The sequence below is a fragment of the Aromatoleum toluolicum genome (assembly GCF_012911005.2).
GTDB lineage: Bacteria > Pseudomonadota > Gammaproteobacteria > Burkholderiales > Rhodocyclaceae > Aromatoleum > Aromatoleum toluolicum.
Genome location: NZ_WTVS01000020.1, coordinates 55442 through 80417, shown reverse-complemented (window position 1 = coordinate 80417; position 24976 = coordinate 55442). Strand labels below are relative to the sequence as shown.

At 65.6% G+C, this 24976-nt stretch carries 20 protein-coding genes; 15 read left to right on the top strand and 5 right to left on the bottom strand.

Features of this window, described 5'->3' with window-relative positions; translation table 11 throughout:
• Positions 1 to 57 precede the first annotated feature (57 nt).
• The 4 genes from GPA27_RS11330 (at position 58) to GPA27_RS11315 (ending at position 6272) form a co-directional block, all read left to right on the top strand.
• Positions 58 to 2229 (top strand): ABC transporter substrate-binding protein, encoded by a 2172-nt coding sequence (locus GPA27_RS11330; RefSeq protein WP_169140497.1) that lies wholly within the window; start codon positions 58 to 60, stop codon positions 2227 to 2229.
• Positions 2229 to 3206: an ABC transporter permease gene (locus GPA27_RS11325; RefSeq protein WP_169140495.1), complete on the top strand. Its 978-nt coding sequence runs from the start codon at positions 2229 to 2231 to the stop codon at positions 3204 to 3206. The genes GPA27_RS11330 and GPA27_RS11325 overlap by 1 nt, the downstream gene beginning before the upstream one ends.
• Positions 3207 to 3209: 3 nt before the next feature.
• Positions 3210 to 4631, top strand: coding sequence for an ABC transporter permease (locus tag GPA27_RS11320; RefSeq protein WP_169140493.1), 1422 nt, complete (start codon positions 3210 to 3212; stop codon positions 4629 to 4631).
• 81 nt (positions 4632 to 4712) lie between these two features.
• Positions 4713 to 6272 (top strand): protein adenylyltransferase SelO, encoded by a 1560-nt coding sequence (locus GPA27_RS11315; protein ID WP_169140491.1) that lies wholly within the window; start codon positions 4713 to 4715, stop codon positions 6270 to 6272.
• 1 nt (position 6273) lies between these two features.
• Here GPA27_RS11315 and smpB read toward each other — a convergent pair whose 3' ends face one another.
• Positions 6274 to 6720, bottom strand: coding sequence for an SsrA-binding protein SmpB (smpB, locus tag GPA27_RS11310; RefSeq protein ID WP_169140489.1), 447 nt, complete (start codon positions 6718 to 6720; stop codon positions 6274 to 6276).
• 113 nt (positions 6721 to 6833) lie between these two features.
• Here smpB and GPA27_RS11305 point away from each other — a divergent pair, with 113 nt between their 5' ends.
• A complete protein-coding gene (locus GPA27_RS11305; RefSeq protein ID WP_169140488.1) occupies positions 6834 to 7271 on the top strand; it encodes a type II toxin-antitoxin system RatA family toxin in 438 nt (145 codons plus the stop codon).
• 2 nt (positions 7272 to 7273) lie between these two features.
• Entirely contained in the window at positions 7274 to 7594 is a 321-nt protein-coding gene (locus GPA27_RS11300) for an RnfH family protein (RefSeq protein WP_169140521.1), read from the top strand.
• 39 nt (positions 7595 to 7633) lie between these two features.
• Here the strand turns inward: GPA27_RS11300 and GPA27_RS11295 are convergent, their stop codons facing one another.
• Positions 7634 to 8182 carry a DUF4124 domain-containing protein gene (locus GPA27_RS11295; protein ID WP_169140487.1) on the bottom strand — a complete coding sequence of 183 codons (549 nt, stop codon included), beginning with the start codon at positions 8180 to 8182 and terminating at the stop codon, positions 7634 to 7636.
• 83 nt (positions 8183 to 8265) lie between these two features.
• On the opposite strand from GPA27_RS11295, the gene guaB reads away from it, so the two are divergent.
• Positions 8266 to 9726, top strand: a complete 1461-nt coding sequence (gene guaB / locus GPA27_RS11290; protein WP_169140486.1) for an IMP dehydrogenase — start codon at positions 8266 to 8268, stop codon at positions 9724 to 9726.
• A 71-nt stretch (positions 9727 to 9797) separates the two neighbouring features.
• Positions 9798 to 11363, top strand: coding sequence for a glutamine-hydrolyzing GMP synthase (gene guaA, locus GPA27_RS11285; RefSeq protein WP_169140485.1), 1566 nt, complete (start codon positions 9798 to 9800; stop codon positions 11361 to 11363).
• A 376-nt stretch (positions 11364 to 11739) separates the two neighbouring features.
• On the opposite strand, the gene GPA27_RS11280 is transcribed toward guaA, so the two are convergent.
• From GPA27_RS11280 to GPA27_RS11270, 3 genes are all read right to left on the bottom strand, one after another.
• On the bottom strand, positions 11740 to 13002 hold the full coding sequence (locus GPA27_RS11280; protein WP_169140484.1) for a cysteine desulfurase: 1263 nt from the start codon (positions 13000 to 13002) through the stop codon (positions 11740 to 11742).
• Between the two features lie 83 nt (positions 13003 to 13085).
• On the bottom strand, positions 13086 to 13427 hold the full coding sequence (locus tag GPA27_RS11275; protein ID WP_211164943.1) for a hypothetical protein: 342 nt from the start codon (positions 13425 to 13427) through the stop codon (positions 13086 to 13088).
• A 56-nt stretch (positions 13428 to 13483) separates the two neighbouring features.
• Entirely contained in the window at positions 13484 to 13696 is a 213-nt protein-coding gene (locus GPA27_RS11270; protein WP_169140483.1) for a hypothetical protein, read from the bottom strand.
• Positions 13697 to 13968: 272 nt separating this feature from the next.
• Between GPA27_RS11270 and GPA27_RS11265 the strand changes: the two genes are divergently transcribed.
• The 7 genes from GPA27_RS11265 (at position 13969) to GPA27_RS11235 (ending at position 24814) form a co-directional block, all read left to right on the top strand.
• Positions 13969 to 14838 (top strand): FAD binding domain-containing protein, encoded by an 870-nt coding sequence (locus GPA27_RS11265; RefSeq protein ID WP_246261041.1) that lies wholly within the window; start codon positions 13969 to 13971, stop codon positions 14836 to 14838.
• A gap of 32 nt (positions 14839 to 14870) precedes the next feature.
• Positions 14871 to 15383 (top strand): (2Fe-2S)-binding protein, encoded by a 513-nt coding sequence (locus tag GPA27_RS11260; RefSeq protein WP_169140482.1) that lies wholly within the window; start codon positions 14871 to 14873, stop codon positions 15381 to 15383.
• Positions 15380 to 17758 (top strand): xanthine dehydrogenase family protein molybdopterin-binding subunit, encoded by a 2379-nt coding sequence (locus GPA27_RS11255; RefSeq protein ID WP_169140481.1) that lies wholly within the window; start codon positions 15380 to 15382, stop codon positions 17756 to 17758. The genes GPA27_RS11260 and GPA27_RS11255 overlap by 4 nt, the downstream gene beginning before the upstream one ends.
• Positions 17759 to 18104: 346 nt before the next feature.
• Entirely contained in the window at positions 18105 to 19070 is a 966-nt protein-coding gene (locus GPA27_RS11250; protein WP_169140479.1) for a WD40/YVTN/BNR-like repeat-containing protein, read from the top strand.
• A 9-nt stretch (positions 19071 to 19079) separates the two neighbouring features.
• Positions 19080 to 21455 carry an efflux RND transporter permease subunit gene (locus GPA27_RS11245; protein ID WP_169140477.1) on the top strand — a complete coding sequence of 792 codons (2376 nt, stop codon included), beginning with the start codon at positions 19080 to 19082 and terminating at the stop codon, positions 21453 to 21455.
• Positions 21456 to 21489: 34 nt separating this feature from the next.
• Positions 21490 to 23496, top strand: a complete 2007-nt coding sequence (locus GPA27_RS11240) for a DUF1302 family protein (RefSeq protein ID WP_256222902.1) — start codon at positions 21490 to 21492, stop codon at positions 23494 to 23496.
• 19 nt (positions 23497 to 23515) lie between these two features.
• The gene (locus tag GPA27_RS11235) at positions 23516 to 24814 is read left to right on the top strand and encodes a DUF1329 domain-containing protein (protein ID WP_169140475.1); all 1299 of its coding nucleotides are present in this window, start codon (positions 23516 to 23518) and stop codon (positions 24812 to 24814) included.
• The last annotated feature ends 162 nt before the right edge of the window (positions 24815 to 24976 follow it).

Genomic DNA, 24976 nt, shown 5'->3' with positions numbered 1-24976 from the left:
CGATCGTATCGCTTCGAGGCGCGAAGCGTGCCGGCTTGCAGGTAGAATCCTGCTGCCATGTTGCGCCGTTTCCCGCTCCTGTTGGTGTTTTGCACCTTTCTCGCTGCCTGCGGGCCGGTGTGGAACGACCCCTATCCGGCGTCGGAGCAGGGACGCAACATCATGTACTCGGCATTCACGGACCGCCCGAAGCACCTCGATCCGGTACAGTCGTACAGCGAGGATGAGGCCACTTTCCTGTATCAGATCTATGAGCCACCGCTTCAGTATCACTACCTGAAACGGCCGTACACGCTGGTTCCGGGCAGCGCGGCGGCGATGCCGGTGGTGCGGCGCTATGACGAAGGCGGGCGCGAACTGCCGGTGAGCGCCCCGGCGTCGCAGGTGGCGATGAGCGTCTATGAGATCCGCATCCGGCCGGGGATCCTTTACCAGCCGCACCCGGCGCTCGCCCGGCGGGCGGACGGCACTCTGCGCTATGCGGCCCTGTCGGCGGCCGATCTCGAAGACGTGCGCGTCCTCGCCGATTTTGCCGAGACGGGCACGCGCGAGCTGGAGGCCGGCGATTTCGTTCATCAGATCAAGCGGCTCGCGCATCCGCGGCTGCACTCGCCGATCTTCGAGCTGATCGCCGAGTACCTGCCAGGGCTCAAGACCTTGCAGAAGGCGCTCGCCGCGGAGGCTGCCCGGACATCCGGTGCGCTGGATCTGGAGCGCCATACCGTTCCGGGCATCGAGATCGTCGATCGCCACACCTATCGGATCACGCTGAAGGGCGCTTATCCGCAGTTTCTGTACTGGCTGTCGATGCCGTTCTTCGCCCCGGTGCCGCCGGAGGCCGACCGCTTCTTCGGCCAGCCGGGCATGGCCGAACGCAACCTGACCCTCGATTGGTGGCCGATCGGTACCGGCCCGTACATGCTGTCGGAGAACAATCCGAATGCGCGCATGGTGCTCGCGCGCAATCCCAATTTCCGCGGCGAGGGTTTTCCGTGCGAAGGCGAGCCGGGCGATCGGGAGGCGGGCCTGCTTGCGGATTGCGGCAAGACGATGCCCTTCATCGACAAGGTGGTGTTCACGCGCGAACGGGAGGGCATCCCGTACTGGAACAAGTTCCTGCAGGGCTATTACGACGCGTCCGGCGTTTCGTCGGACAACTTCGATCAGGCCGTGACGATGACCAGTCAGGGCGAAGTGTCGCTTTCGGACGACATGCGTGACCAAGGCATTCAGCTGCTCACCTCGGTCTCGCCGTCGATCTTCTATCTCGGCTTCAACATGCTCGACAGCGTCGTCGGGGGTGGTCCCGATGCGGAGGCGCAGGCACGGGCGCGCAAGCTGCGGCAGGCGATCTCGGTCGCGCTGGATATGGACGAATTCGTGTCGATCTTCCTGAACGGGCGCGGGGTGACGGCGATGCATCCGATTCCGCCGGGCATCTTCGGCGCGCGCGAAGGCGAGGCCGGGATCAATCCGGTGGTGTATGAATGGCGCGACGGGCATGCCGTGCGGCGCAGCAAGGACGTGGCGCGCCGCCTGCTGGCCGAGGCGGGGTACCCGGACGGGCGCGATGCGAGGACCGGGGAGCCGCTGATCCTGAATCTCGACACGACGCCCGGCGGTCTTGGCGACAAGGCGCGCTCCGACTGGCTGGCCAAGCAGTTCCGCGAGCTCGGCGTGCAGTTCGTCGTGCGCGCGACCGACTACAACCGTTTCCAGGACAAGATCCGCGAGGGCAATGCGCAGTTGTTCTTTTTCGGCTGGAATGCGGACTATCCGGATCCGGAGAACATGCTCTTCCTGCTGCACGGCGCCCAGGCGAAGGTGAAGGAATCGGGCCAGAACGCGGCCAACTACGTGAACGCGGAGTACGACCGTCTGTTCGAGAAGATGAAGAGCATGCCCGATGGCGCCGAGCGGCAGGCGGTCATCGATCGCATGGTCGCCATCCTGCAGCAGGATGCCCCGTGGATCTTCGGCTTCCATCCGAAGGCGTATTCGCTGCAGCACGGCTGGGTGCTCAATCGCAAGACCGGGAGCATGGTGCGCAATACGCTGAAGTACCAGCGCATCGACATCGAACGGCGCGACGCCGCACGGGGGCAATGGAATCGGCCGATCGTGTGGCCGCTGATGCTGCTGGCTGCGCTCGCGGCCGCGGCGATTGCGCCGGCGTTCGTCCATTACCGGCGGCGCGAACGCGCGACGGCATTAGGAGGCGGCCGCTGATGTTCGCCTACGTGCTGCGCCGGTTGCTGTATGCGCTGCCCATCCTGATCGGCGTCAATCTCGTGACCTTCGCGCTGTTCTTCGTCGTCAATTCGCCCGACGACATGGCGCGCATGCAGCTTGGCGTGAAGCGCGTGACGCCGGAAGCGATCGAGCGCTGGAAGGTCGAACGCGGCTACGACCGGCCGCTCTTCTTCAATGCCGCGGCGCAGGGGAGTGGGCAGGTCACGGAGACGATCTTCTTCCAGAAGTCCCTGCGGATGTTCACGTTCGATTTCGGGCGTGCCGATGACGGACGCGACATCGCGCAGGAGATGCGCGACCGGATGGGGCCCTCGCTTGCCCTGGCGTTGCCGACTTTCATCCTGGGCCTGTTCACATCCGTCACGTTCGCGCTGATCCTGGTGTTCTTCCGGGCGAGCTACCTGGATTTCTGGGGCGTCGTGCTGTGCGTGGCGATGATGTCGATCTCGAGCCTCTTCTACATCATCGGCGGGCAGTGGCTGGTCTCCAAGCTGTGGGCGCTAGTGCCGATCTCCGGCTACGCGCCGGGTCTCGACGCCGCGCGCTTCCTCGTGCTGCCGGTGGCGATCAGCGTGATCGCCGGGGTGGGTTCCAATGCGCGCTGGTACCGGACGATCTTCCTCGAGGAGATTTCGCGCGATTACGTACGGACTGCACGTGCGAAGGGGCTCTCCGAGCGCGTCGTGCTGTTCCGGCACGTGCTGAAGAACGCGATGATCCCGATCCTCACGGGTGTCGTCGTGGTCATTCCGCTGCTATTCATGGGCAGCCTGCTGGTCGAGTCGTTCTTCGGCATCCCGGGCCTGGGCAGCTACACGATCGACGCCATCAACGCACAGGACTTCGCCGTCGTGCGGGCGATGGTGTTCATTGGTTCGGTGCTGTATATCGTCGGCCTGATCCTGACCGACATTTCCTATACGCTGGTCGATCCGCGCGTGAGGCTGGAGTAGGCGATGGGATTCCTGCCCGTTCTGCTGTGGACCGATGTCCTGTTCTTCCTGCTGCTCGCGATCGGGGCTGCAACGATCGTCCATGTCCGCCGCGAGGCCCCGCTGCGCGCCGCCTGGCGCCGGGTGGGGAGCCGTCCCAGCGGCATGGCTTCGGCGGTGATCCTGCTCGCTTTTCTCGCCGTCGGCATCATCGACAGCTTCCATTTCCGTCCGCAGCTGCCGGTTGCCAATGGCGCGGCGGAGAATGCGCCGGCTGCCTACTCGTCCGAGGTGCTGAGCGCACTGGATGTCCTCCTCGCTCCCTTGCGTACGCGCGTCGAGAAAACGTATTCGGCCCCCTTCGCGACGGAGCTGTATGCGCGCGAGACCGTCGAACTGCCCGGGGGAGGGCAGGCGCGCATCTATCCGCGGCTTGCGTGGGGCGGATCTCATCTGGGTGAAGCGACCGGCGAGCGCGATGCCGACGTCGCAAGACGCATCGCGACCGGCGTTGCCGGCGCGATGGAGGCCTGGCTCGCAGTGGTGGCAATCCTCGTCGTCATTCTGGCGCGCAGGCGCAGGCGCGGGAGCGGGATGCTGGAGGCCGCTCGCGCCCTGTGGCGGGGCGAGACGCATCTGGCGTGGCGGGCTGCGCTCGTCACGTTTGCCTGCGTGCTGGTGGTGACGATTCTGGCGATCAAGCTCGCGCCGCACTACCACGTCTTCGGCACCGACAAGGTCGGGCAGGACGTGTTTTACCTGTCGCTCAAGAGTGTGCGCACCGCCCTGATCATCGGGACGCTGACGACGCTCGTGATGCTGCCGTTCGCGGTCGCGCTTGGCATCATGGCGGGGTATCTCGGAGGCTGGGTCGACGACGTGATCCAGTACGTCTATACGGTTCTCAATGCCATTCCCGGTGTGCTGCTGATCGCCGCCGCGGTGCTGATGATGCAGGTGGTGATCGACACCCATCCGCAGTGGTTCTCGACCGCTGCCGAGCGCGCCGACGCACGGCTGCTGGCCTTGTGCCTGATCCTCGGCATCACGAGCTGGACCGGGCTGTGCCGGCTGCTGCGTGGCGAGACGCTGAAGCTGCGCGAACTGGAATACGTGCAGGCGGCGCGCGCGTTCGGCGTAGGCACCTCGGCCATCCTGCGTCGTCACGTGTTGCCCAACGTAATGCACATCGTGCTGATCGCGCTGGTCATGGATTTTTCCGGTCTCGTGCTCGCCGAAGCGGTGCTGTCCTATGTCGGGATCGGTGTCGACCCCACCACGATCAGTTTTGGCACGATGATCAACATGGCGCGGGCGGAGCTCGCGCGCGAGCCCATGGTGTGGTGGTCGCTGATGGCCGCCTTCGCCTTCATGTTCGTGCTCGTGCTGTCGGCGAACCTGTTCGCCGACGTCGTGCGCGACGCATTCGATCCGCGCCGCTCCTGAGCGCAACTGACGGCGTCAGCGAACCAAGCACGGCCGCTGTCGTCTCATACGGGCAGCCCCCAACCCCAGGCATCGCCCATAATGAAAACCCTTGATTTCGATAACCGCTTCGTGCGTGAACTGCCGGGCGACCCGGAAGCGTCTCCGCATATCCGCCAGGTGCATGGCGCCTGCTACTCGCGCGTGATGCCGACCCCGGTCGCGGCTCCCCGCCTGCTCGCCTGGTCGCCCGAGGTCGCACGGCTGGTCGGCTTCGACGAGGCCGACGTCCGCTCGCCGGAGTTCGCACAGGTCTTCGGCGGCAACATGCTGTTGCCGGGGATGGAACCCTATGCCGCATGCTACGGTGGCCACCAGTTCGGCAACTGGGCGGGGCAGCTTGGTGACGGACGGGCGATCACGCTCGCCGAAACCGTCAACCCGCGCGGCGAGCGATGGGAGCTCCAGCTGAAGGGAGCCGGACCGACGCCTTACTCGCGCCGGGCGGACGGCCGCGCGGTGCTGCGTTCGTCGATCCGCGAGTTCCTGTGCAGCGAGGCCATGCATCACCTGGGCATCCCGACCACCCGTGCCCTGAGCATCGTCGCCACGGGCGAGGAGGTCGTCCGCGACATGTTCTACGACGGGCGGCCACAGGCCGAACCGGGTGCGGTCGTGTGCCGCGTGGCCCCGTCGTTCATCCGTTTCGGCAACTTCGAGATCTTCACCGCACGCGGCGACCAGGACGTCCTGGAACGGCTGATCGACTTCACGATCGCGCGCGATTTTCCCGAGACGGGCGGCGACACGGCGACGCGGCGGGTCGATTGGTTCCATGCCGTGTGCGAACGCACGGCACGGCTCGTCGCCCACTGGATGCGCGTGGGGTTTGTGCATGGTGTGATGAACACCGACAACATGTCGATCCTCGGACTGACGATCGACTATGGTCCCTACGGCTGGATCGACAACTTCGATCCCGGATGGACGCCGAACACAACCGACGCGCAGGGTCGCCGCTATCGATTCGGCAACCAGCCGCAAATCGCACAGTGGAACCTGCTCCAGCTGGCAAACGCGCTGTTTCCCGCCTTCGGTGCCGTCGAACCATTGCAGGACGGCCTGTCACGCTACGCGGCCGTGTACGAAGCTGAAAGTCGCGGCATGCTTGCCGCAAAGCTCGGCCTCGAGGAGCTGCGCGAGGAGGACGATGGCCTCGTCGAAACCCTGCACGAGCTCATGACCGGGGCGGAAGTCGATATGACGATCCTGTTCCGCGAACTCGCCCGTGTCGACGTGGAGTCGCCGAGCCTCGCGCCGCTGCGCGAAGCGTTCTACGCGGAGGACAAGTTTCGCGAGCACGAGGCGGCATTCGCGGAGTGGCTGGGGCGCTACGCCGCGCGGGTTCGCGCGGAAGGATTGCCCGCGGATCGGCGGCGGGCACGCATGAACGCGGTCAATCCGCGCTTCGTCCTGCGCAACTACCTCGCGCAGGAGGCGATCGACGCGGCGGAGCAGGGCGACGATTCGCTTGTCTTCGAACTGCTGGACGTGATGCGCCGTCCATACGACGAGCAGCCCGGCCGCGAACGTTTCGCGGCGCGCCGCCCGGACTGGGCGCGCAATCGCGCAGGGTGCTCGATGCTGTCGTGCAGCTCGTAGCTCAGACCCTGGTCTTCATCAGGCGCGCCTTGTCGCGTTCCCAGTCGCGCTCCTTCGCGTCCTCGCGCTTGTCGTACTGCTTCTTGCCTTTCGCAAGGCCGATCAGCGCCTTGATGCGCCCCTTCGTATAGTGAAGGTCGAGCGGCACGAGCGCGTAGCCGGCGCGTTCGACCTTGCCGATCAGCTTGGAGATCTCGCTGGCATGGAGAAGAAGCTTGCGCGTGCGCACGGGGTCCGGCGTGATGTGCGATGAAGCCGCGGCCAAGGCCGTGATGTGCATGCCGACGATGAAGATTTCCGCATTGCGGATGACCACGTAGGCTTCCTTGATGTTCGCGCGTCCAGCCCGGATCGCCTTGACTTCCCAGCCCTCGAGCACGAGCCCGGCTTCGTACTTCTCCTCGATGAAGTAGTCGTGATAGGCCTTGCGGTTGTCGATGATGCTCATGCGGTGTCAGGATCCTGTGCTCGCGCCGGCTCCGCGGGAAGCGGCCGTTGGCGGTGCGTTGCGGTAGAATCGCGCATTTTAGCAGGTCGGCAAAGCGCCGGTCCCACACGCACATGGCAGAAGTCAGGAAGCAGGTTCTGATCGAGTTCACTCCCGCGCAGATGTTCGAGCTCGTCGACCGTTGCGAAGAATATCCGCAATTCCTCCCTTGGTGCGGAGGGGCGGAGGTGCAGGAGCGCACGGAAAACAAGGCGATTGCGACCCTGCACATCAGCTACCACGGCATCAAGGCGAATTTCACGACCGAGAACGTGAAGGAATTTCCGCGCCAGATGAAGATCGGGCTGCGTGAAGGTCCATTTACGCACCTCGACGGCTTGTGGCGATTCACGCCCCTCGGCGATACCGCGTGCAAGGTCGAGTTCAATCTGCACTACCAGTTTTCGAGCAAACTGCTCGAAAAGGCGCTCGGCCCGGTGTTCAGCCACATCGCGAACACATTCGTGGAATCGTTCATCAAACGCGCGCAGCAGGTGTACCCGAAGGGATGACAATGACCGCATTCATCGACGTGGAAGTCTCCTACGCATTGCCTGCGAAGCAGGAGCTGATCAAGGTCCGGGTAGCCGAGGGCGCGACGGTGCGCGATGCGATCGAGGCGTCCGGGCTTCTCGTGAAGCATCCCGACATCGAACTCGATGGACGCAACAAGGTCGGCGTGTTCGCCAAGCTGACCCGTCTCGATACCGCACTGCGCGACCGCGACCGGGTGGAGATCTACCGGCCGCTCATCGCCGATCCGAAGGCGGTGCGGAAGAAACGTGCCGAGGAAGGCAAGGTGATGAAGAAGGGTGGCGGTCCGGCCGAGGAATGAGGGCCGCGCGTCTGACCCGGACGAATCCGGGCATGGCGCTTACTTGCAGTTCTCGTCGATGTAGCGCTGCGAGCGCTCGATCTCGGCCGTGCGTGCGGCATCGTCCATCAGTTCGCGCTGACCTTCGCTGTTGAAGCGCGAGACGCGGCGGCTGTTCTTGAGTCCGACGATCTGGCTGCGCGCCTGGTCGCAGTAGCGCGCGAGTTCGGCCGCCTTCTGGCGTTCCTTTTCGGCCTTGGCTTCGGCCTCCGTGGCGGCCACTTTGCGCTGGCGGAATTCGGTTTCCTTCTCTGCCATGGTCTTCGGCTTGGCCGGATCGGCCTTTTCCTTGGCCTGCTTGCCCGCTTCGCCCGTGGCGCCGTCAGTCGCGGGCGTCTGCGCCGCCGCCTCTGAGGATTCATCCGGGACAGCTTCATCGGCTGCAGGCGTCTTGGGCGGGCTCGCCGGCTTGACGGTCTTCACGGCGCCGGTAGGCGGGGGCGAATCCGAGTAGTTGATCCGCCCCTGCGCGTCGCGCCATTGATACACCTGAGCTGCTGCAGGCAGTGCAAGGATCAGGCTTAGAACGAGCAGGCTAAGACGACGCATCAGTCGGACTCCATCGAAAAGCGCCGCTTACCATGATTCCGCGGCATCTGTATAATACGGATTTGGCCGAAAGGATAGAAGCCATGCGAGTGATTCAGAAGGCGCTGACGTTCGATGACGTCCTTCTCATCCCCGCCCACTCAACAGTTCTCCCCCGCGATGTCAGCCTGCGGGCACAGCTGACTCGCAACATCCGCATCAATATTCCGCTGGTATCCGCCGCAATGGATACGGTGACGGAATCCCGCCTGGCGATCGCGCTGGCGCAGGAAGGCGGCATCGGCATCATCCACAAGAACCTTCCCGTCAAGCAACAGGCGGGCATGGTCGCAAAGGTGAAGCGCTTCGAATCGGGCGTCCTGAAGGACCCGATCACCATTCCGCCGACGATGAGCGTCCGCGAGGTCATGGCGTTGACGCGTCTGCACAAGTTCTCGGGCCTGCCTGTTGTCGAGGGCAAGCGCGTGGTCGGTATCGTGACGAACCGTGATGTTCGCTTCGAGACGAATCTCGATCAGCCGGTTTCCGCGATCATGACGCCGTTCGAGCGTCTGGTTACGGTGAAGGAAGGCGACAGCCTCGAGGAGGCACGCCGCCTGATGCACAAGCACCGCCTCGAGCGGGTGTTGGTGCTGAACGACGCGCGCGAGCTGCGCGGGCTGATCACCGTGAAGGACATGATGAAGTCCACCGAGCATCCGCTGGCCGCCAAGGACGACTTGGGCCGGTTGCGCGTTGGTGCGGCACTCGGGGTTGGCGCCGGCACGGAAGAACGTGCCGAAGCGCTGGTCGAGGCAGGCGTGGATGTCGTCGTCGTCGATACGGCGCACGGCCACTCGCAAGGCGTGCTCGATCGCGTGAGCTGGGTGAAGAAGAACTTCCCGCATGTCGAAGTGATCGGCGGCAACATCGCCACCGGGGCGGCGGCGCGCTCGCTGGCCGATGCGGGGGCGGATGCCGTGAAGGTCGGCATCGGACCGGGTTCGATCTGCACGACACGTATCGTTGCCGGCGTCGGTGTGCCGCAGGTGACAGCCATCGACAATGTCGCGACCGCCCTTGCAGGCACGGGCATTCCGCTGATCGCCGACGGTGGTATCCGTTATTCGGGTGACATTTCCAAGGCGATCGCCGCCGGTGCGAACGTCGTGATGCTGGGCGGCCTGTTCGCCGGTACCGAGGAAGCACCGGGCGAAACGGTGCTGTACCAGGGCCGTTCGTACAAGTCGTACCGCGGAATGGGTTCGCTCGGCGCGATGCAGCAGGGCGCTGCTGACCGTTATTTCCAGGAATCGGACGGCAATGCCGACAAGCTCGTTCCCGAAGGCATCGAAGGCCGCGTCCCGTACAAGGGGGCTGTCACGGCGGTGATCCACCAGCTCGTCGGCGGTCTGCGTGCCTCCATGGGTTACCTCGGTTGCGCGACGATCGATGAAATGCACCGCAGGGCGGAGTTCGTCGAGATTACTTCGGCGGGCGTGCGCGAATCGCACGTGCATGACGTCCAGATCACCAAGGAAGCGCCCAACTACCACGTGGATTGATCCGATCCCGACACCGAAGGCGGCCCGTTCGGGCCGCCTTTCCTTTTTTCGTACGTCCCGAGAGCGTTGCCATGGCTCATCAGAAAATCCTCATCCTCGACTTCGGTTCCCAGGTTACCCAGCTCATCGCGCGTCGCGTGCGCGAGCAGCAGGTGTATTGCGAACTCCACCCCTTCGACGTGTCGGAAGAGTTCGTGCGCGAGTTCGCCCCGGCCGGCGTGATCCTGTCGGGCGGGCCGAACTCGGTGTACGAGGCGCTGGAGTGGAAGGCCCCGCAGGCCGTGTTCGAACTCGGCGTGCCGGTGCTCGGTATCTGCTACGGCATGCAGACGATGGCGCAGCAGCTTGGCGGGAAGGTCGAGAGCTCCGGCAAGCGCGAATTCGGTTATGCCGAGATCCGCGCGCGCGGGCATTCCGAGCTCTTCCGCGGCATCCAGGACCGCACGAACGACGAGGGCCATGGGCTGCTCGACGTATGGATGAGTCACGGCGACAAGGTTACCGAGCTGCCGCCGGGCTTCAAGGTCATCGCGAGCAACGAATCCTGCCCCGTTGCGGCAATGGCAGACGAGGCTCGCAGGTTCTATGCGGTGCAGTTCCATCCCGAGGTGACGCACACGATCAAGGGCAAGGAAATGATCGCCCGCTTCGTGCATGAGATCTGCGGTTGCGGCCATGACTGGAACATGCCCGATTACGTCAACGAGGCTATCGCGAAGGTGCGCGCCCAGGTCGGCGACGAGGAGGTCATCCTCGGCCTGTCCGGCGGTGTCGACTCCTCGGTGGTCGCGGCGCTGCTGCATCGCGCGATCGGCGAGCAGCTGACCTGCGTGTTCGTCGACAACGGCCTGCTGCGCCTGAACGAGGCCGAGCAGGTGATGGAGACCTTCTCGCGCAATCTCGGCGTCAAGGTGATCCATGTGGATGCCACCGAGCAGTTCATGGGGCATCTGAAGGGTGTCTCTGATCCGGAAGCGAAGCGCAAGATCATCGGTCGCGAGTTCGTCGAGGTCTTCCAGGCCGAAGCGAAGAAGCTGCCGAATGCGAAGTGGCTGGCGCAGGGGACGATCTATCCCGACGTGATCGAGTCGGCGGGCTCTAAGACCGGCAAGGCGCACACGATCAAGAGTCACCACAACGTGGGCGGACTGCCCGATACGCTGAATCTCAAGCTGCTCGAGCCGCTGCGCGAGTTGTTCAAGGACGAAGTGCGCGAACTGGGTATCGCGCTGGGCCTGCCGCACGACATGGTGTACCGCCATCCGTTCCCCGGCCCCGGCCTCGGCGTGCGCATCCTAGGCGAGGTGAAGAAGGAATTCGCCGACTTGCTGCGCCGCGCGGACGCGATCTTCATCGACGAGCTGCGCGCGGCCGACTGGTATGACAAGACCAGCCAGGCCTTCGCGGTGTTCCTGCCGGTGAAGAGCGTCGGCGTGATGGGCGACGGCCGCACCTACGAGTACGTCGTCGCGCTGCGCGCGGTGCAGACGCAGGACTTCATGACCGCACACTGGGCCGAGCTCCCGCACAGCCTGCTGGGCAAGGTGTCGAACCGGATTATCAACGAGGTACGCGGCATCAACCGGGTCGTGTATGACATTTCCGGCAAGCCGCCCGCGACGATCGAGTGGGAGTGACGTGCGCGGAAAACAGTATAACTATCAATCAGATAGATGATAGTTGTTGATGATGCGGAACGAATTGTCAACGAGCAGAAGCCCCGGTGAAAGCTGGGGTTTCTTGCTTTCTGGCCCCTGCAAGGCGTCGAGGCGAAGTGGCGCGAACGGACGGTATTCTTGACGGTATACGCCGGGCGTTGTCAGGGAATTGCTCGTTTACCGTCAGCACCCATATCGCATATTTGACGGTAAGCGGCGGCGCGATCCCAGGCCCGCGAAGCGTTTCGGGAGATTGCCCGCAGAGGCGCTCTGACGGTGAACCAGACCGGTGATCAACGATGAATCATGATGCTCCGCTACGGTAGATGACGTTTAGACGCGATCTGTATCGAACTCATGAGCGGAGCGTGGCGCAGACCCGCCGAATGCCCGCAACGAGCCGGTCCACATCGTCGTGCGTGTTGTACAGCGCAAAGGATGCGCGTGCGGTGCCGTCGACGCCGAGGCGCTGCATCAGCGGCATTGCGCAGTGGTGGCCGGCGCGGATTGCGATCCCGGAATCGTCGAGCATCGTGCCGATGTCGTGAGGATGGATGCCGGCGAGCGTGAAGGACAGGATGCCCGCCTTTTCCGCAGCGGTCCCGACGATGCGCAACCCTGGAATGCCGGTCACCTGTCGCGTCGCGGAGTGCAGCAGTTCGCGTTCGTGGGCGCCGATGCGTTCGATGCCGATCGAGGTCACGTAGTCGAGCGCGGCGCCCAGTCCGACGACGCCCGCGATGTGGGGCGTGCCGGCTTCGAGCCTATAGGGAAGCTCGTTGTACTCGGTCGTCTCGAAGCTGACCGAACGGATCATGTCGCCGCCGCCTTGGCACGGCGTCATCGCCTGCAGGTGCGCCGTCTTGCCATACAGCACGCCGATGCCGGTCGGGCCGTACAACTTGTGTGCGGAGAACGCATAGAAATCGCAGTCGAGCGCGCGCACGTCGACCGGCAGATGCGAAACCGCCTGTGCACCGTCGAGCAGCACCGGCACCCCGTGGGCATGGGCGAGGTCGATGATGCGCCGAACCGGGTTGATCGTGCCCAGCGCGTTGGACAGATGGGTCACGGCCACGAGGCGCGTGCGTCCGTTCAGCAGCGCCGCATACGCGTCGAGGTCGAACTCACCCGCATCGTCGATGGGAACCACGCGCAGCACGGCGCCAGCGCGCCGGCACGCCATCTGCCACGGCACGATGTTGGAATGGTGTTCCAACGCGCTGACAATGATTTCGTCGCCGGCGACGAGGCGCGGCAGTGAAAAGCCTTGCGCGACGAGGTTGATCGCGTCGGTCGTGCCGCGCACGAAGATGATCTCGGCATCGGCACCCGCATTGATGAATGACCGGACCTTGTGGCGCGCACCCTCGTAGGCGTCGGTGGCTCGCTGGCTCAGGGCATGCACGCCGCGGTGCACGTTGGCGTTGGCGTTGCGGTAGAAATCCGCCTCGGCGTCGATGACCGCCTCGGGTTTTTGGGTGGTCGCCGCATTGTCGAGGTAGGCCAACGGTTTGCCATGCACGCGGGTGCGCAGTATGGGGAAATCGGCGCGAGCTTGCGCGAGATCGCGTTGGACAACGTTCGGATTGCGGGATGCTTCGGTTCGGCTGGTCATGTGTTTCCCTGCTGTGATTCTCAAGGGCGCGCGTCCTTTCAATTCATATCACGCGAATGCCCGGGCCGGTGATCGCTTCCCGCTCACCCCGCCGGCGTGAGCTCGACCCGGCGCGTCAGGCCGTGGTCGCGCTCCTTGGCGAAAGTCTCGTTGATGGTATCCAGCGGGCGCCGTTCGATGAAGTCGGCGACCCTGATTTTGCCGGACAGGACCAGATCCAGCGCCCCCGGATACAACTCGGGCGGGCAGCCCGTCCTCGTCCACCGCACACAGCCCCGCGGCCGGCACCCGCACATGCGTCGCGAAGCCGCCATGGATATGGTTGCCGGGCATCCTCTGGGCGCGGCAGCGGCTCCGCCGGTGTCCATCGCCACCTTCGTCATCGCCTGTCCGCTGCCGTGCATCACCCAGCGATATGCGCGCATGGCTCTGTCCCCCCTGTGTGTGTAGTCATTCCCAAGCCGACGCCGGCCGTGTCGAGCTAGGCGCGGCTGGCGGGGGCACCGCCGGCGGTCCGTTCAGCCGTGCTGCGGATGAACGCCAGCACTTCGCCGAGGAACGAGTCGCCGTCGAGCACGGGCGGGAAGTCCAGGGGCGTGGCGCAGCGCTGGGCGGGGAACGGAATGCCGGCCACGTCGGTGTCATCACCCTCGGGTTCCATCACCGGGACCATCGGAGCGTATCGGGAAGCCATGGCGTTTCTCCTCGTTTGAATCGACGCATCGTCGAATGCGGTGGAACGTGAGGTGAATATAGCCATGCGCTGCCGTCCGGATCCCCCCCACGCGGTATGGGCGGCCTCACGCCGTGCGCATCGGCCGGCGGACCGAACTTTCCGAACTCCGGGGATAGGCGCCGCACGTGCCGGATAGTCGGCGCCGTCCCGCCGCAGTTTCAATACGGGAATTCGGGGCCCACCCGTGCCGTCCGATCCCTCCACCTTGCGTCTCGCGAAGGAGTGACTCCATGAGCAGTCGAATATTGCCGGATTTTGACCTGTTGCTGCCGCAGAGCGTCGCCGAGGCGGTCGAGCTGCTGTCGACGCATCGCGATCGCATCACCGTGATGGCCGGTGGCACCGACGTCATGGTCGCGATGAAGTTCGCGCAGTCGCCCGCGCAGTTGATGAGCCTGGAGAATGTTCCGGGCCTCGCCTACGTGCTGTTCGACCCGGAGAAGGGGCTGCGCATCGGCGCCAAGGCGACGGTCGCCGATCTGCTCGCGCAGGCGGAGGTGAAACGGCATTACCGTGCACTGTGGCATGCCGCGCAGACCTTCGCGACCGGTCAGGTGCGCAACACGGCCACCGTGCTCGGCAACCTGTTGCGCGCGTCGCCCGCCGGTGACTGCAGTTGCGCGATCTACGCGATCGGGGGCGTCGTCGTGCTGCAGGGATCGTCCGGCCGACGCGAAGTCGGCATCGACGACTTCTGGCTGTCGTACGGCGTCACGGCGCGGCGGCCGGACGAGCTCGCCGTCGAACTGATCCTGCCGCCGCCCGCCGCCGGCTCGCGCTCCGCGTTCAAGCGCATGACGCGTGTGAGCGAGGACCTCGCGAAGCTCAACGTCGCGGTGAGGCTCGAAATGTCGGGCAACACCTGCATCGATGCCCGCCTCGCCATGGGCTGCGTCGCGCCCACGCCGCTGCGCCTGACCAGGACGGAGGCGCTGCTGAAGGGCCGGGAGCTCACGGCGGAGGTGCTGCAACGCGTCGCCGCGTCGGTGCCGGGGGAGATCAGCCCCATCGACGACAAGCGCTCCACCGCGGAATACCGCAAGCAGGTGTCGGGTGTGCTGCTGAGGCGCGCAATCCAGGAAGCGTGCGGCGCAGCGTGAGCGACGCGGCCCAAGAATACAAGGAGACGAGAATGAAGAACCGGGACATCACCCTCCATATCAACGGCGAGGAGTACAGGCTGAACGTCGCCGTGAATCGCACCCTGCTCGACGTGCTGCGCGACGAGCTCGGCATGACGGAGACGAAATACGGCTGCGGCACGGGCGAATGCGGTGCCTGCACGGTACTGGTTGAGGACAAGGCGATCAATTCCTGCCTGACGCTGGCCGCGACGATGGACGGCAAGCGCATCACGACAGCTGCAGGGCGGGCCGATTTCGGCCGGCTCGACCATATCCAGCAGGCCTTTGTCGACGAGGCCGCGATCCAGTGCGGCTATTGCACGCCGGGCATGGTCATGAAGACGGCGAGCCTGCTCGCGAAGAACCCCGATCCGAGCGAGGCCGAGATCCGCCACGCGCTGGAGGGCAACATCTGCCGCTGCACCGGCTACGAGAAGATCGTCAAGGCGGTGAAGAAGGCGGCGCAGACGATGCCGGGCCGAGCGGCGGTTGCCGAACGCTGCAAGGAGGCTGTGCAATGAGCGAGCAAGCGATCGTCGGCACCAACGCGCCGCGCGTGGATGTGCGCGACAAGGCGACCGGGCAGGCGCAGTACGCGGGCGACATCCAGCTGCCGGGCATGCTGTACGGCAAGGTCGTGCGCTGCTGGGAACACGCCCACGCGCGCGTGAAGCGGCTGGATCTTTCGGCGGCGGCGGCTTCACCGGGTGTCGTGCGCGTGATCGGTCCGAAGGACGTCACGCCGAAGCGCTACAACTCGTCGGTGCTGGACCTGATGGTGTCCGAATCGATGCATGAGATGCTCGGCGACATCGATGACCAACCGATCTTCACCGACCACGTGAAATTCCAGGGCGATGCGATCTGCGGGATCATCGCGCGCTCCGAGGAGGCGGCCGAGCGCGCCGCGGCGAAGGTCGTCGTCGAATACGAGCCGCTGCCGGTGTATCTGACCGCGGAAGCATCGCGCGCGCCGGGGGCGGTGCAATTCACGCCGGAAAAGCCCGGCAACCTCGCCTTCCAGTTGCCCGAGGCGATGTTCCCGAACCACGCGCTGGGCGGCGGCGATGTCGAGGCGGCGATGCGCGAGGCGGACGTTGTCGTCGAGGACGCGTTCTACGTACCGAAACAGAAGCAGTGCCAGATGGAGCCGCACGCCTACGTCGCGAAAGTCGACAGCGGCGGGCGGCTCACCTGCTGGACCTCGTCGCAGATGCCGAAGCTCGTGCAGCGCAAGCTCTCGAAGCTCTTCGACCTGCCGATGAACCTCGTCAAGATCGTTCCGACGGTGATCGGTGGTGGCTTCGGCACGCGCCTCGGCATGATCTCGGAGCCGCAGGCCTGCGCGATGGCGCTGGCAGTGCCCGGCCATCCGGTAAAGCTTCAGACGCTGCGCGAGGAGGACTGGGTGATCTCACCGAGCCGCCATCCGGGCAAGTACTGGATGAAGATCGGCTTCAAGCGTGACGGATCGCCGCTCGCGTGCGACGCGCGTTTCGAGAACTACAAGGGCGGTTACTACCTCGACGCTTCCGGCACCGCTTTCACGGCCGGCGCCTGGCTCGGTGGCATGTACCGCTTCCCGGCGCTGCGCTATCGCGGCGAGTCCTACTTCACGAACCAGGGGCTGACAGGGGCGTACCGCGGCTACGGCAACCCGCAGACGAACTTCGTGCTGGAGCAGCTGATTGACCGCGCCTGCGCTGAGCTCGGGGCGGATCCGGTTGAGTGGCGCAAGAAATGGCACAAGGGCGTCGGCGATGACGGCTGGTGTCCAGGCGTGACCTATCCGTCGTGTGCGCTCGACGAATGCCTCGACCGCGGCGCGGCTGCGATCGGCTGGACCGAGAAGCGCCGCAAGTACGCCAAGCAGGAGGGGACGATCCGGCGCGGGGTCGGCGTTGCCGTGATGAACCACACCAGCGGCGCGATGCCGATGCTGCTGGAGCACACGGCCTGCACCGTGAAGCTCAACGAGGACGCGACCGCGGAGATCCTTTTCGCGTGTTCGGACATGGGGCAAGGCTCGCACACCGCGCTGAAGCAGATCGCCGCCGAGACCCTGGGCTTCCCGTTCGAGCACGTGCAGCTGTCGGGCGGCACGTCGGATGTCGCTGGCTTCGACATCGGCGCCCACGCGAGTCGCACGATCTACGTCGGCGGCGCGGCGGTCAAGAAGGCGTGCGAGGAGGTCAAGCGGCAACTCTTCGAGCGCGCTTCGCTGCAGCTGGGGGTGCCGGCCGAAGAGCTCGACGTCTGCAACAAGCGCATCTTCGTCAGGGCCGATCCCGCGCGCGGTATCGAGGCCGAGGCGATCACACGAGCGGGGGTGTACCACTTCGTCGATCCGATGACCGGTGAGCCGGGCGGGGTGCCGGGCCAGATCCAGGGTTACGTGAGCTTCTTCCCGCCGCACAATTCTCCGCCCTTCGGTGCATCCTTTGCCGAGGTCGAGATCGATACCGAGACCGGCGAGGTGCGCGTCCTCGAGCTCGTCAATGCTCATGACATCGGTCGCGCGATCAACCCGGCGGCGGTCGAAGGCCAGCTCGAAGGCGGCATCCAGCAGGGCCTCGGCTTCGTGCTGAGCGAGGAGATTTACTACGACGCCAATGGTCGCGTGCAGAACAACAGCTTCACCGACTACAAGATGTTCGGCCCCGAGGACATGCCGAAGATCACGACGATACTCGTCGAGGATCCCGACCCGATCGGCCCCTTCGGGGCGAAGAGCGTCGGCGAGTCGGGCCTCGTCAGTCCGGTCGGTGCGGTGGCGAACGCGATTTTCCACGCGATCGGAATCCAGTTCACCGAGGCGCCGATCACCCCTGAGAAGGTGTTGAAGGGGATCCTGGAGAAGGGCGTTCGCGATTACGGCACGCTTCGCCGAAGCTGACATCCCGCGTTGCTGCCTCGACGGCCGCCTCAGGGCGGCCGTTTCGTTTCGGCGCAAGGCGATCTGCCGTGGCTGACACGCGCCTCCGCGACCCCTCGCAAAACGATCCGCAGTTCCCGGATATGTGCCGCATTCCCCGGATAGCGACGTCCCCCGGAAGTCCTTAATTTCCCTACATCGCGCGACGGCGGGAAGCCGCTGCCCGACTAGAGAGCCGGAACCGGATCGGCCACGGTCGCATGATGCGTCCCTCGCAGGCTGGGCCTGCGTTTCGGGACATCCAACCCCAAACGACGGATTCGCTTTCCCGCACAGGGGAAGCCATTGCTGACCGCAAGGGGACCTCATGACTCGGATTCACCGCTTACTTACCCGGATCGTGCCGCTCGCGCTCGCGCACGCCGGGCTCCTCGGTTGCAGTGCGTCGGCGAACCTCGCCGACGTCGTCGCGACGCAGGGCGCGTCCGTTCTGCGGTCCGACCAGTTCCAGTCCGCCGTGGCGAATTCGAACGTGCTCGTCGCGGTCGGCGCGAATGGCGTCGTCGTGTCGTCGGCGGATGCCGGCAAGAGCTGGACGCGGCAGGTCGTCGATGCCGGGGCATCGCTGATCGGCGCCGCCGTGTGTCCGGACGGCGGTTTCGTCGCCCTCGATTTCGGTCGGCGCGTGTGGATCGCGGACGCTGCGGCCGCCGCCTGGACGGCGCGTCCGATAACGACGCAGGCGACGCCGCTCGCAGTCGCCTGCGATGCAAAAGGCCAGCTGTGGGTCGTCGGCAGCGAAAGCGCGATCCTGTCGAGCGCCGACCGTGGCGCGACGTGGCGCGACGCGTCGCTCGGCGAGGACCAGATGTTCACGACGGTGCAGTTCGTCGACGAGGTCCACGGCGTCATCACTGGCGAGTTCGGCAACTTCCTGACGACGCGGGACGGCGGCGCGAGCTGGCAGCCAGGAACGCCGATCCCCAACGACTTCTATCCGTACAGCGCGCTGTTCACCGATCCGCAGACCGGCTGGGTCAGCGGGCTCGCCGGCACGATCCTGCACACCACCGACGGCGGCGCGAGCTGGCGCAAACAGCCGAATCCGACGGGCGCCCCGATGTACGGGCTGGCCCGCCACGAGGACCGTGTCTATGCCCTGGGCGCGAACGGACTGGTGCTCCAGCTCGCCGATGGGCAATGGCAGCCGGTCGAGGGCCGGGCCGCGCCCTATCTGCGCAGCGGCTTCTCCCTGGAGGGGCGCGGACTCCTCGTCGCGGGCGGCGCCGGCACGCTCGACATCGTTTCCCCGACCCCTGCAACGTCGAAGTAAGGAGAGGCTGTGCGACATCACTTTACCCACGCGCTGCACGAGCTCGAGCTGAAGATCTTCGCCTTCCCGCGCCTCGTGCTCGCGGCGATCCTGACGGTGACGGCGTATTTCGCGCTGCAGATCCCGGCGCTGAAGATGCACACCGAGTTCGGCGACCTGCTGCCGCAAGGCCACGCGTTCATCCGGCTGCACAACGAGATCCGCGATACCTTCGGCGGCGCGAACCAGGTCGTCGTCGCGATCGAGGTCGAGGACGGCACGATCTTCACGAACGACACGCTGGCGCTGATCCACCGCGTCACGCAGGCCGTCGACAGCCTGTCGGGCGTGAATCACAACCTCGTCTCCAGCCTGACGCACCGCACCTCGCGGAAGATCTGGCTGACCGAGGACGGCGAGATGCGCTCGCAACCGTACTACGACCCGCAACGTCCCGGGCTGTCGCTCGAAGACCTCGATGCGCTGGGCAAGGAGGTGCGCGCGAACCCGCGCATCTACGGACTGCTCGTGTCGCCCGACGCGAAGGCGGCGATGATCAAGGCGCAGATGAACGAGGCCGGCGCGATCGACTACGAGAAGATCTTCGCCGAGCTGCAGGCGGTGCGCGCGAAGGAGCAGGTCGCGGGCACAAAGATCCATGCGACCGGCCAGCCGGTGCTGATCGGCTGGGTCTACACCTATCTGCCGCAGATCCTGCAGATCTTCCTCTACACGCTGCTGCTGATGGTCGGCCTGCTGGTCGTGTATTTCCGCCGCTTCTACGGCGTCGCGCTGCCCCTCGTCGGCATCGCGCTGTCGTCGATCTGGGGGCTCGGCTTCGTGTCGAAGATGGGCTGGAACCTCGATCCGCTGTCGCTCGTGATCCCGTTCCTGATCGCCGCGCGCGCGATGTCGCACAGCATCCAGCTCGTCGAGCGCTACTACGCCGAGCTCGCGACGAGTCGCGACGGCCGCATCGCGGCGCGCGCGGCGTTCGAGGACCTGTTCCGCCCGGGGGCGTTGGCGATCTCGGTGGATGCGATCGGCATCGCCGTGCTCGCGCTCGGCGCCGCGCCGATCAACACCAAGCTCGGCTACTACGCCGGTTTCTGGGCGTTCTCGGTGTTCTTCACGGTGCTGCTGGTGGTGCCGCTGCTGCTTTGGCTGCTGCCCGCGCCGCGCGATACCGAGAACCGCCGTGGCTGGGCGCATGCGGCGGTCGAGCGGGTGTTCGGCGCGGTGGCCGGCCGCCGCACGGCCGCGGCGGTGCTCGGGCTCGCCGCGGTGCTGCTCATCGTCGGCGGCATGCTCGCCGCGCGCGTAAAGATCGGGGAGGCCGAGGCCGGTTCGCCGCTGCTGTATCCGGACCACGACTACAACGTGTCGTCGCGCGCGATCAACGCGCGCTTCCCCGGCTCCGAGGAGCTCTACATCGTCGCGCGCACCGAGGAGAAGGGCGGGCTGAAGCGGCCCGAGGTGCTGCGCGCAATCGAGCAGTTCCAGCACCACATGCTGCTCGATCCGGCGCTCGGCGGCACCAAGGCGCTGTCGGGCCTCGTGCGTGCGGTGAATGGCCTGATCCACAACACCGACCCGCGCTGGAACCAGATTCCCGAGTCGGCGTCGGCGGTCGGCGGGCTGCTTTTCGCGTACATGGCGGCGAGCCCGATCCCGGGCGCGCTCGCCGAATTCCTCGACGCCGACGAGCGCGACGCGAACCTCGTCTTCTACTACAAGGACAAGCAGGCCGACACGATCCGGCGCGCGGTGCAGGTGGCCGAGCAGGGCATCGCCAAGGTCGGGGCGGTGGAGGGCTTCGAGCTGCGCCTGGGCGGCGGCGCTATCGGTGTCAATGCCGCGATCAACGACGCCGTCGACGACGACAACCGCCTGATCGTGCCGCTCGTGCTCGCGCTGGCGTTCGTCTTCGTGACGTTGTCCTACGGCTCGCTCCATGCCGGCTGGCTGATGGTGCTGCCGATGCTGTTCGCCACGGTCATGACCTACGCATACATGGGCGCCATGGGCATCGGCATCAACGTCAATACTGTGCCCGTCATTGCCGTCGGCATCGGCGTCGGCATCGACTACGCGATCTACATCATGAACCGCATCCGCGAGGAAACGGCCGCGTGCGGCGACCTCGGGCGGGCGGTGCGCATCGCGGCCGGGACGACGGGCTTCGCGGTGGTGTTCACCGCGGTGACCCTGATCGCGGGTGTGATCATGTGGGTCCTCCTGTCCGATCTGCGTTTCCAGGCGGATTCCGCGCTGCTGCTGACCCTGATGCTGGTACTCAACGCGCTCGCCGCGATGCTGCTGATGCCGGCGTGGGTCGTGATGTTCAAGCCGGCCTTCATCACGACGGCACGGCTCGACGAAGACGGCGTGCTGCAGATGGCTTGATGCGGCGGCCGACAACAACGAGGGGAGGACGAAGGTGAGGAAAACCGCAACGAAGGATCGCCGCAACACGCCGCTTGCGGCCGGCATGCTGACGCTCGCCGTCGGCGTTGTGCACACGGGCGGCGCCGCGGCCGGCGACATGCCGAACGAGGAGGCGCGCGTCGACGTGGTCTATGAGAACGCGACGTTCGCGCGCCGCGACGTCGGGCTGTCGAAGTTCCGCAACACGCTCAAGGTCGACATCGACCGCCAGCTCGGCCGGCGCGGCGCGTTCGACGACGTTGGTGTGAACCTGAAGCTGCGCGGCACGTTCGACGGCGTCTATCGCCTCAACGAAGACACCTACGGCAACAAGGCCGGCGGCGCGGTCCGGCTCGAGAACACCGTCGGCATCCCGGGTTCGAGCGTGGCGCACGGCGACGGCCTCGGCAGCCCGACCAACCCGCTGACCGCCGGGCTCGCGGGGCTGCCCGGCGGCGGCGCCTTCGGCTTCAACTCGACCGACCCGTCGGCGCCGCGCTACAACCCGAACGAGGGGATGGCCGTGCTCGGCGAGCATCTCCACCGCACCGACGGCGGCGTCGCCTTCGCGGTGCCGGTGCGCCCGTGCGACAAGGACTCGCGCGGCTGCATCAAGGACTACCTCGACGCGACCCGCCAGGAGCTCGAGTCGCCCGAGTTCAACGACCGCTGGGACTTCATCCGCGAGGCCTACGTGACCGGCTCCGTGCCGTTCGACGACGGTTCCGCCTTGTTCATGAAGGTCGGCAAGCAGCAGGTCGTGTGGGGCCGCACCGACCTCTTCCGCGTGCTCGACGTCATCAACCCGGTCGATTACTCGCGCAACAACATCTACGACGAACTCCAGGACATCCGCATCCCGATGTGGATTATGCAGGCGGAGTACCGGGCGGGCGCGACGGAGACCTTCGACGATCTCAACTTCGCCGTCGTGTGGAACTTCGACAAGTTCCGGCCGCACAACATCGGCCAGTGCGGCAGCCCGAACGTGATCCTCGACGCGGGCTGCTTCATGCGCGGGATGAAGAACCTGTGGGACAACGGCGGCACCGTCGCGAACTTCGCGAACCTGGGCCTGCCGGGGCTCGCGGCGACCGACTTCGGCCCGAACCAGATCGGCATCCGCAAGGCGCATCTGCCGAGCTGGTCGCTGTCGAACACGCAGCTGGGCGTCAAGCTCGAAGGCCAGAAGAGCGGCGTCGGCTTCTCGCTGAATGCGCTGACCTACCGCTCGCAGCTGCCGTCGCTGCGCGGCGGCATCCCGGCGAACAACCCGTTCGACCCGGTCGGTGCCGTCGACACGCAGCCGCAACCGCATCCGTACCCGTACCTGATCGCCTTCGACGTGCATTTCCCGCGTGTAAACCTGATCGGCGGGTCGATGGACCTGCAAGTCGATGCGATCAAGTCGGTATTCCGGCTCGAGGCGGCGCTGACCGAGGGCGAGGAGTTCCCGAACGGTTTGCGCAAGCGCCTGTTCTCCGAATCGCGCGTGTTCCGTTACGTGGTCGGCTGGGATCGCCCGACCTTCATCCCGTTCCTCAACAAGACCCGCGCGTTCCTGATTTCGGCGCAGCTGTTCGGCCAGCACCTGCTCGACCACGAGCTGGAGGACCGTCCGCTCGGCAAGGTCGGCATGCCGGACTGGAAGGACAACAACATCTTCACGCTGCTCCTCAAAGGCTTCTACATGAACGACCGGCTGAGCCCGCAGGTGATCATGGCGCACGACTTTCGCGGCGAGGCGACCACGATCGCGCCGTCGATCGACTGGCTCGTCAGCGACAACCTGAAGCTCACGGTCGGCGCGAACGTGAAGGTCGGCCGCGGCGCACGCAAGTTCGACGACTGCCGCACCTGCAACCCCTTCCATCCGTTCTCCGCCTCGCCGGGGCAGGGGCCGAACGACGGCTCGCTCGGCCTGGGCGGATTCGAGCCGCTCGGCCGCTTCCGCGCCGGCCCGATCGGCATGGCGCAGGAGGAAGACGAGTTGCAATTCGTACTGCAGTACAAGTTCTGATTCCCGGAGGAGGACGACGATGAAGATGAAGACAATGACATCGATGCTGTTGGCGGCCGGCGTGATCGGCACGGCGCAGGCCGCGACCGAGGCCGACGTCGACAAGAGCTTCGGCCCGTACAAGAGCGGCGTGCCGACGGTCGCCGGCGTCAAGCCCGGCATGGTCATCGACAAGAGCAACGTCGAGGCCGCGAAGGCCGCGCTGATCCCGAGCATGGCGCAGTTCATCAAGAGCGGGCAGACGACGCTCGCGGTGGGCGAGACCTACTCGTTCGGCATCAGCAAGAACTACATCGATGCGACGCGCAAGAACCTCAACAAGGTGTCGCTGGGCCCCAATGTCGGCGATCTGGTCGGCTTCGTCGCCGGTCGGCCGTTCCCGCAGGAGCCCGACGCGAAGGACCCGCGCGCCGGCGAGAAGGTGTTCTGGAACTTCCAGCACAACAACCGCATCGGCGATAGCTACACGATCTGGCCGTGGCACATGGAATACAAGAACATGGCGAGCGGCAAGGTCGAGCGCACGCTGAAGCAGGAATACCACATCATCCAGTGGAAGCACCGCGTCGACCAGGATCCGCGCCCGGAGGTCGAGCCCAACCCCTCGCAGCTGCTGCGCTCGGGCTACCTGAAGGTGCATGAGCCGCAGGATCTGAAGGACACGCAGCTCCTGATCAGCCGCTTCTCGGACGACGCGAAGCTCGACGAAGTGTACCTGTACCTCGGCTTCCAGCGCCGCGTGCGCCGGCTCGCGTCGAACCAGGTCACCGACCCCTTCCTCGGCTCGGACCTGATGGTCGAGGACTTCGAGGGCTACAACGGCCGCATGCGCGACATGAAGTGGGAATACAAGGGCACGCGCGACCTCCTCGTGCCGTTCTACGCCCACAACAAGCAGAAGCTCGCCGAGGAACCGAAGGAGCCCGACTTCAAGTTCATCGACTTCGGCGGCGAAGGCGCGTGCTTCCCGAACGTCACGTGGCAGCTGCGCAAGACCTACGTCATCGAGTCGGTGCCGGTGAATCCGGATCACGTGATCAGCAAGCGCGTGCATTACGTCGACGCCGAGACCTACGCGCTAAGCCTGAACGAGATCTACGACCGCAAGGGCGAGCTGTGGAAGACCTTCGTTATCGCGTACACGGATTCGGAGAGCCACATGCCGAAGAACGCCGGACGCGGCGTGGCGATCAACGACGGCTTCAGCATCATCGACGTGCAGGCGAAGCATTGCACCACCGGCAAGTTCAAGGTGCACCTCGACCAGGAAATGAGCCCGACGAAGCTGTTCTCGGTGCAGTACATGCGGGGGAGTTGAGACCGCGGCGCGAGGCCGACGGAGGGCGCCGCAAGGCGCCCTTTTTCGTTGCGGCGCGCTCGCCCGACGCCCGCGCAAAACATCGGCACTCCGCGGATAGGCGTCGCAATCGCGGGATAGTTGGCGCGGCCGGCCTCCCGTAACTTTCTAGCTCGAAGCACG